Here is a 6,340-nt window from a genome sequence, read left to right on the forward strand (position 1 = left end):
TGATTTTTCTCTTTTTCATCTCATCCCCTCCGTAGCATTTATTATACAGCCATATTATTGCCCTGCATACAACATTTTCTATTTTAGCTGAATAAATGCTCAAAAAGTAACGAATTAGCTAGTGGATGTTAAGTGATTCGCTTTTAATTTATAAATAAAAATGCAACACATTTTGGAATAATGTATAATTTTTGTATGTTTATTTGTTAAGATTGATATATGAAAAGAGGAGTGATTGTGTGAGAAAGATTTTTTTATTGTTAGTTGTAGCTATTATATTAAGTGGTTGTTCGGTGAGTAAGCAACCTACACAGATTTATGAAGGAAAAGCGCTTAAAATAGGGGTAATCGGTGAAGCACCTAAGGAAGAATTTAAACATGTTACATTTTATGCAGCTACGCCAGATGACTTAAAACAGCAACAAAACAAATATGACGCATTTTTTATTACTAAAGCATATTTTGAAGAATTAGCGACAGATAGTTGGGTTGCTGTATTTGAGGAAATAACAACACCTACATTTTTTATAGGTAGTGACTACCAGGCATTTATTTTTAGAATGCAGGGTATGGATTACGTGAACAACAGCCCTGAAGCAACCGAGCATGTACAAGGCTTTGTAAACAATACGGTTGATGCATCAGCGTTTATAAAAAAATGGGGTTATGGCGAACCTAGAAAAACGAAGCATTCAGCAGAGACGCCTAAATGGATATTTTATGAGGTTTTCAGAGATATTGAAAATTATGCTATAAATAATAATAGGTAATTTTTAAGCCGCTACTTTCGTTATGAGATGTAGCGGCTTTTGTTTTCCTATGTTTTTTACCCAGCCCCAACGTAGCCCCAATTTAGCCCTAAAAAGATTGGGTTTTATGGGGTTTTATGGCTATTCCCACAAATTAAAAAACCCTTACAAACGCTGTTATACCAACGTTTGTAGGGGTTTAAAAAGGTTTTATTTATTGATTTGTTCTTTCCATTCCAAGAACTCATCGTAAGAGCTTTGTTTATCTAAAATACTGCCATCCGGTTGGATTTCAATTACGCGGTTAGCGATAGTTTGAATGAACTGATGGTCATGTGATGTAAATAGCATAGCGCCTTTAAAGCGGATTAAGCCTTCGTTTAACGCTTGGATAGACTCTAAGTCTAAGTGGTTGGTAGGCTCATCTAATAAAATAACGTTAGCACTTGAAAGCATCATTTTTGATAGCATACAACGTACTTTTTCGCCACCTGATAATACAGATGGTGATTTTTTAACTTCTTCACCGCTAAATAGCATACGGCCAAGGAAGCCACGTAGGAAGCTTTCTGTTTCGTCTTCAGGTGAGTATTGGCGTAGCCACTCAACTAATGATTTTTCGCCGCCTTCGAAGTAGTTGTCGTGATCTAATTCAAAGTAACTTTGAGAAGTTGTAACGCCCCATTTATATGTGCCAGCGTCCGCTTCTTGTTTGCCCATTAAAATATCAAGTAGTGCTGTTTTTGCCATTGGGCTACCTAATAAAATAATTTTGTCGTCTTTGTTCATAGAGAAGCGGATATCTTTAAATACCGTTTCGCCTTCGTGTGAACCTGTTAGACCATCAACTGTTAACACGTCATTACCAATTTCGCGTCCAATTTGGAAGTTAATGAAAGGATATTTACGGCTTGATGGACGGATGTCGTCAAGTTCGATTTTATCCAGCATTTTTTTACGAGATGTTGCTTGTTTAGACTTCGATGCGTTCGCTGAGAAGCGGGCAATGAAGGCTTGTAGTTCTTTGATTTTTTCTTCTTTTTTCGAGTTTTGATCTTGTGCTAGCTTTTGTGCAAGCTGAGAAGACTCGTACCAGAAATCGTAGTTACCAACGTAAAGTTGGATTTTACCAAAGTCAAGGTCAGCGATATGTGTACATACTTTATTTAGGAAGTGACGGTCATGGGAAACAACAATTACAGTATTGTTGAAGTTAATTAAAAACTCTTCTAACCATTGGATAGCTTTTAAGTCTAAGTGGTTGGTAGGCTCATCGAGTAATAGTACATCAGGCTGACCAAATAGTGCTTGCGCTAATAATACTTTTACTTTGTCTGAACCTTCAAGCTCTGACATTTTCATGTCTAGCATGCTTTCTTTAATACCAAGACCGCTTAATAGGGTAGCCGCTTCTGACTCAGCTTCCCAACCATTTAACTCAGCAAACTCGCCCTCAAGTTCAGCAGCACGCATGCCATCTTCATCTGAGAAGTCTTCCTTCATATAAATTGCGTTCTTTGCTTGCATCACATCATATAATTGTTTGTGACCCATAATTACAGTATCAAGTACCGTATACTCTTCGTACTCGAAGTGATTTTGTTTAAGAACAGCTAAACGCTCGTCCTTACCCATTGATACATTACCTTCTTGTGCTTCAAGCTCACCTGAAAGAATTTTTAAAAATGTTGACTTACCTGCACCATTTGCGCCGATTAAACCGTAGCAGTTACCTGGTGTGAATTTTATGTTAACATCTTCGAATAGCTTGCGGTCGCCAAAACGAAGACCTACTTCACTTACTTGAATCATATTGAAATCCTCCTATTGAATAAAAAATTTTACACAGTGTTTCAATTATAGCACGTTTGTTTCGTTAATTCATAACGAATTTCGATTGTTTTTGAGCCTTGTATTGTGTAGAGTAAAAACGTATGTTTCAATGGATGAGGTAGTTTGAGAGAGGAAGTACAGCATGAGACGAAAAACAGCGTCAACCCACGCATTATGGCTGCTAGCAATCTTTTTTGTAGCGCTTAATTTGCGTCCTGTCATTACGTCGGTTGGCCCATTATTTACCGTAATATTAGATGATTTACAAAGCACTAACACTAAGGTGAGCCTACTCACCAGTATTCCTGTATTTTGTATGGGGCTATTTGCGCCACTGGCATTTCCGTTAACAAAGCGTATGCCAAAGAGCATTATGCCATTATTACTTGCGCTTATTAGTGCGGCAACACTGCTGCGTATGATTAGCACCACGTATAGTATGTTATTTATTACAAGTTTTGTGGCAGGTTTTGCGATTGCGATTATTGGCCCGATTATGAACGCACGCATTCAAGCTAAATTTAAAGAACGTACAGCTAGTGCGCTGGGCGTTTACTCTTTTGGTATTGGTGTAGGGGCTACATTAAGTGCGAGCTTTTCCTATGCTATTTACGAAAAAACCTCATGGGGCTTCGCGCTTGGTAGTTGGGGCGTGCTTGGTGTCATTGCCTTTATATTATGGCTCTTTATTGCTGATGACGAAATCGAGCAGCAACAACAGCAACTTCAAGAGGCGGGACGTAACCCATGGAAGCAACGCGAAGCATGGCTCATTTTAGTATTTTTTGGGCTACAAACCGCATTATTTTTTAGCTTTATGACATGGTTATCACCATTAGCTGTAGCACAAGGCTTTACCTTAGCTGAAGCGGGGCTATTATTAATGGCCTTTTCAGGCATTCAAATGATAGGTAATTTGGTCATACCTTGGCTAGTGGAGCGTTTTCCAAAGCCGATTTACTGGTTGTTTGGACTTAGCTTCTTTGCGCTCATCGGTTTATTATTATTTGCGACTACAACGGGCATTTGGTTATGGCTTGGTGTATTATTGATTGGTTTAATGTTGAGCGGGATGTTTCCGCTTGGTTTATTATTACCACTTAATGCAGCACGCAATCATACAGAGGCTAATACATGGTCGTCTATGGTACTATCAGGCGGCTTTATGTTGAGTGCCGTATTGCCTTTATTAATTGGCGTAGTCATTGACCAAACCGGCAAAACGTACTTTGCTTATATTATTTTCATTGTAATTATCGTTGTCATGCATATTATTATTGCATTGCTGGCGAAGGAACAAAAACAGGCTGCTTAAGTAGCCTGTTTTTTTAATGTTTCGCTTTAAACTTTTAAAGGAATAGGTATACTACAGAAACAGGGGTGAGTGAATATGGAGCCAAATGAACAAAAGGATAGTATTTTTTCGACCAAATTTATACGCTTTCTAGGCGGCAAAAACCTATTATTTGTCCTTATTATATTATTGCTGCTAGCTAGCGTTATTTTTGTGTTTGATAAGGTAGATTTTATTTTTAAGCCGCTTCGCGTATTATTTCAAGTCATTGTACTGCCCATTGTAGTAGCTGGGATTATGTACTACTTACTGCGACCAATACTACGCCTACTTGAAAAGTGGGGCATCAAGCGCATTTGGGGGATTATTTTACTGCTACTCGTAGCAGGGGGCGTTATTACGCTATTAGTTATTTTAGTTTTCCCATTTTTACGCGATCAATTTATGAATTTAGTACAGGAGTTTCCGGATTATTACCGCTCCTTCTCCGAGAGCATTAGCGCCTTTTTAAATCACTCGCGCTTTAGTAGCTACTTTGACACCTTTGACTTAGAAGATATTACGAACAAGTTGTCAGGTGACTTAGGTAACAGCATTAAGGAAACCGTAACCTCTATGATACAAGGTTTTGCGACGGGGATTACGAGTGTGCTATCAACCGTAACAGGTGTTGTACTCCATTTAGCAACCGTGCCATTTATTTTATTTTACCTATTAAAAGACGGCGAAAAGTTGCCCGACTTTATGATGAAATTCTTCCCACCACGTGCGCGTAAAGAAATCCGTACTGTACTTGGTGACATGGATGAAAAAGTAAGCTCATACATTCAAGGACAATTAATCGTGTCGTTTTGTATTGGCTTAATGGTAACGATTGGCTTTTTAATTATTGGGATGAAATACGCAGTGTTACTTGGTGCACTTGCGATGGTAACGTCCGTTGTACCTTACCTCGGACCGATTATTGCGATTACACCAGCGGTTATTATTGCGATTGTTACGTCACCAGTAATGCTAATTAAGCTAGCTGCCGTGTGGACAGTTGTACAATTAGTAGAAGGCAAATTTATTTCACCACAAGTGATGGGTCGCTCGCTGCAAATCCATCCAATCACTATCATCTTTGTACTACTCGTATCAGGCTCATTATTTGGTGTACCAGGTGTGATTTTAGGTATACCGGGCTATGCGGTAATTAAAGTGTTAGTCACACATTTATTTAAAGGCTTTAAGCGACGCTATAACCGCTTCGCAGATGACCCGCTCGATAAATACGAATAACCTTAAAAAACGCTTCCTTATGGGAAGTGTTTTTTTGTTGTAGTTACGGGGTCTGTGCTCTATTGTAGAAGGAGGGAGGGGAAAGATATGGAAAAAAAGCCGCTCATTGAACAAAAGCGTAACCGTATTATACAAGTGGTTTATATTGCGATGATTATTGCGCTTATTATTTTATTTTTAAAATATGTGTTTCCTGTTATTATGCCGTTTGTCATTGCCTTTTTAATTGCGGCACTTTGTATGCCAGTCGTGCGCTTACTCGCAAGGCGCACTAAGCTTCAAAATAAGCGTGTATGGGGACTCATTGTTATCTTTACGCTCTATGGCTTAATCGTTAGTTTGGTCACATGGTTGGTCTTTAAAATTTTGGGCTGGCTGACAGATTTTATTACCCATCTACCAACGCTGTATATGGATAGTATTTTACCCGCACTTGAGCGTTTAAAAGAGTTTAGCACGAATGCTTTTGCGCGTATTTCGCCGGAGTATGTAGCACAGTATCAGAGTGTCCTTAACGATATGGTTAAGACCATTACAACTAAGGCACTATCACTTTCAGGCGACCTTGCCTCTAGCTTGACGTCATTTTCGTTAGCGCTACCAGGTTTCTTTTTAACCGTGTCATTCGCGCTACTCGCGAGTATTTTTATTGTATGGGATTACGATAATATTGTGGCATTCTTTTCGCGCCAGCTACCTGAAGCAACACGTAAGCGCTTTACGGTTGTCGTGCAAAGCTTTAGTAAAAGTGTTAAGGATTACGTGAAGGCCTATTTAATTATTGCATCCATTACCTGTGTGGAGTTAGCGGTAGGATTTTTAATTATTGGGCTACCTAATGCGATACCAATTGCGCTTGGCATTGCGGTGTTTGATATGATACCTGTATTTGGTACAGGTGGCATTATGGTTCCGTGGATTATTATTGCCTTTTTAAATGGCAACACAACACTTGGCATTCAGTTGCTTGTAATTTACGGTGTGGTAACCATTGTTCGTAACGTGATGGAGCCAAAAATTGTAGGGCAAAAACTTGGGCTCAACACAGTACTTGCTTTGTTTGTGATGTTTGTTGGGTTACAAGTGTTTGGTATTATCGGTATGATTTTTGCGCCAATCCTTACAGTGATGGTTATTAATTTTAAAAATGCTGAGCAAATGAATTGGTGGAAATAACAAAAAG

Annotated in this window: 5 protein-coding genes; 4 read left to right on the plus strand and 1 reads right to left on the minus strand. The window is 38.8% G+C overall.

Annotated features, from left to right (window positions below; all coding sequences use genetic code 11):
- The first annotated feature begins 239 nt into the window (after positions 1-239).
- A complete protein-coding gene (locus tag CH76_RS12800) occupies positions 240-770 on the plus strand; it encodes a membrane lipoprotein lipid attachment site-containing protein (RefSeq protein ID WP_036147083.1) in 531 nt (176 codons plus the stop codon).
- 189 nt (positions 771-959) lie between these two features.
- Here CH76_RS12800 and CH76_RS12805 read toward each other — a convergent pair whose 3' ends face one another.
- Positions 960-2,561 (minus strand): ABC-F family ATP-binding cassette domain-containing protein, encoded by a 1,602-nt coding sequence (locus tag CH76_RS12805; RefSeq protein ID WP_036147085.1) that lies wholly within the window; start codon positions 2,559-2,561, stop codon positions 960-962.
- A 163-nt stretch (positions 2,562-2,724) separates the two neighbouring features.
- Here CH76_RS12805 and CH76_RS12810 point away from each other — a divergent pair, with 163 nt between their 5' ends.
- From CH76_RS12810 to ytvI, 3 genes are all read left to right on the plus strand, one after another.
- Positions 2,725-3,897: a CynX/NimT family MFS transporter gene (locus CH76_RS12810; RefSeq protein WP_036147088.1), complete on the plus strand. Its 1,173-nt coding sequence runs from the start codon at positions 2,725-2,727 to the stop codon at positions 3,895-3,897.
- Between the two features lie 75 nt (positions 3,898-3,972).
- Positions 3,973-5,157 (plus strand): AI-2E family transporter, encoded by a 1,185-nt coding sequence (locus CH76_RS12815; protein ID WP_036147091.1) that lies wholly within the window; start codon positions 3,973-3,975, stop codon positions 5,155-5,157.
- Between the two features lie 87 nt (positions 5,158-5,244).
- Positions 5,245-6,333 (plus strand): sporulation integral membrane protein YtvI, encoded by a 1,089-nt coding sequence (gene ytvI / locus CH76_RS12820; RefSeq protein ID WP_036147094.1) that lies wholly within the window; start codon positions 5,245-5,247, stop codon positions 6,331-6,333.
- Positions 6,334-6,340 lie beyond the last annotated feature (7 nt).

This window comes from Lysinibacillus sp. BF-4 (assembly GCF_000743635.1).
GTDB lineage: Bacteria > Bacillota > Bacilli > Bacillales_A > Planococcaceae > Metalysinibacillus > Metalysinibacillus saudimassiliensis.

Coding starts and splice junctions, on each gene's coding strand:
- CH76_RS12810 (WP_036147088.1), top strand. CDS start 2,725: ATGAGACGAAAAACAGCGTCAACCCACGCATTATGGCTGCTAGCAATC.
- CH76_RS12815 (WP_036147091.1), top strand. CDS start 3,973: ATGGAGCCAAATGAACAAAAGGATAGTATTTTTTCGACCAAATTTATA.
- CH76_RS12805 (WP_036147085.1), bottom strand. CDS start 2,561: ATGATTCAAGTAAGTGAAGTAGGTCTTCGTTTTGGCGACCGCAAGCTA.
- ytvI (WP_036147094.1), top strand. CDS start 5,245: ATGGAAAAAAAGCCGCTCATTGAACAAAAGCGTAACCGTATTATACAA.